The 2,126-nt window shown below is 72.7% G+C and carries 2 protein-coding genes; both read right to left on the bottom strand.

What is annotated here, in order from left to right; genetic code table 11:
• Positions 1–780: sterol desaturase family protein (locus J0670_RS36515; RefSeq protein WP_374223243.1), on the bottom strand; the 780-nt coding region annotated here is incomplete at its 3' end.
• 317 nt (positions 781–1,097) lie between these two features.
• Positions 1,098–2,126: XRE family transcriptional regulator (locus J0670_RS36510; RefSeq protein WP_207817067.1), on the bottom strand; the 1,029-nt coding region annotated here is incomplete at its 5' end.

The following is a 2,126-nucleotide window of genomic DNA, read 5'->3' as shown; positions in this document are numbered from 1 at the left end:
GAACGCGGCCGGGTCGGTCAGGCCGACGACGGCGGGCACCCGCCCCGGCCGCCAGGTGAAGCTCCCGAACACGTGGTCCCACAGCGACAGGTCGGAGGCGTAGTGGCCGGCTTCGTCGAGGTCGGTGCTGTGGTGGAGGCGGTGGAGCTCGGGGCCGGCCAGGACGTGGCCGAGCCAGCCGAGCTGGACGTCGATGTTGGCGTGAACGAAATACCCCTGTGCGAGAACGAATATTCCGACCACGAATACCGAATCCGCCGAGAATCCGATCAGGGCGAGCAGGAGCTGGACCACGGACTGCGCGACGAAGACGTCCAGGAAATGGTTCACACCGTTGTTGGCGACGTTCACCTTGCCGGGAACGTGGTGCACGCCGTGCAGCCGCCAGAGCCACCGGTTGTGGTGGGACCAGCGGTGCACCAGGTAGTCGCCGAGCGAGCCGACCAGCAGGGCGAGCGGGATCTCCAGTGCGAACGGCAGTGCCGGGTGGGCCGGTCCGACCAGCTCCACCAGCATCGTGACCACGCCCTGCGCCAGGGCGCCGCCGACCATGCTGAGCAGGAAGTAGACGCTGTACCAGCCGAGTTCACGCCTGCTCGGGTGCCAGTCGGTCCGGTACGGGATGACCCGCTCCAGCACCGCGAGGTACCCGATGACGGCGACCAACGCGAGCGGCGAGACCCGGTCCGGCGCCCAGTGGAAGTGAAGCGTCGCGACGGACGTGCAGAGCACCCCCAGGAGCAGAAGCGGATGGGCCAGCCGGCGTGCGATGGCGGTCAGGACGCGCCCCCTCTGTTCTTCGCGGACTAACGACTGGAAACGCCAGTGACTCTAGCCGGAGCCGCAAGCCTCTGCAGTCATTCGACGTGTTAACGCCATAAATGACCCGAAGGGCGGAAGATGTGCACACGAAGTTGACGCGAAACCGGCGTGAAGGGGGCGCATTCAGGTAAAGGACGTCCGTCACCGGGCGTACGCTGGGCTCATCCGGCGGGCATGGAGGCCTTCACGCCCCTGCCTCAGAACCCGGCCCCGGAACCCGATTTCAGACCTCTCCCCCGGCACTCGGCGCCAGTTCCCGGCGTGCGAGCCGGGTTTCAGGACCGGACCAGCTCCGCCAGCCGGCGGGCGGCCTGCGGCTCGTGCGGCGCGAGGCGCGCGCGCAGGCCGCGCAGTTCGTGGCCGACGAGCGCCGGCAGGCCGGCCGCCGGGGCGGCCTCCAGGGCGGGCGCGAGCAGTTCGAGGGCCGTGTGAGGGTCGTGCGCGCAGGCGTGGCAGTCGGCCGCCCGGACGATGAAGAGCAGTCGGCTGGACGGCAGTCGGGTCGGGCCGAGCAGGTCGAGCGCGGTCTCGGTGGCGGCCAGCGCACGCCGGGCCAGCCGGGGGTCGTCCGCGGCGGCGGAGAGGTCGCGCAACGAAGCGGCCGCGGCGGACTCGACCCGCATCCGCATCGAGGCGATGGACAGCCACGGCACGTCCGCCTCGTCCCGGTCGTCCATGTGGTCCAGGTGCGTGCGGGCCAGGCCGATCTGCCGGAGGGTTCCCCGGACGTCCCCGGTCAGGGCCAGGGCCCGCGCCCGGCTGATCCGGTCCATCGCGCCGGCCCAGTGCCTCCCGGGGGCGACCCGGTCGATCTCCCGGGCGTAGCCGAGGGCGACGGCCGGGTCGCCGTCCAGCCGGGCCAGGATGCTGAGGTCACTGAGCGTGCCCACCAGGGTGGCCTGGTCCTCGGCGAGTTCGGCCCAGGTGAGCGCGCGGTCGAAGCAGGCCATCGCGGTGGCGTTGCGGCCGTCCTGCATCCTCAACGCTCCGGCGGCGTGGGCGTGTTCGGCGGCCAGCCGGGCGAGCGGGCGGCGCTGGTCCGCGGGGGCGACGGCGAGCCGGGCGAGCACCGCGTGCAGGGTGCGCTCGGCGGCGGCGGCCAGGCCCGGGCGGCCACCGAGTTCGGCGGCGCGCAGGTGGGAGGCGAGCAGTCCGGTGAGGGCGTGCGCGGTGGCGGCGTCCAGTGGCGCCGCGGTGGCCGGGTCGGCCGCGCAGAACTCGGCGTGCAGGGCGGCGAGTTCGTCGGGCGCCGGGACCGCGCAGCCCTCGGCGCCGTGCAGCGGGCAGAGCAGTCCGTAGTCCGG

The sequence above is a fragment of the Streptomyces sp. FH025 genome, assembly GCF_017427025.1.
Classification (GTDB): Bacteria; Actinomycetota; Actinomycetes; order Streptomycetales; family Streptomycetaceae; genus Kitasatospora.
Note: the sequence above shows the minus strand (reverse complement) of the source record. Positions and strands in the feature narration are given on the sequence as shown.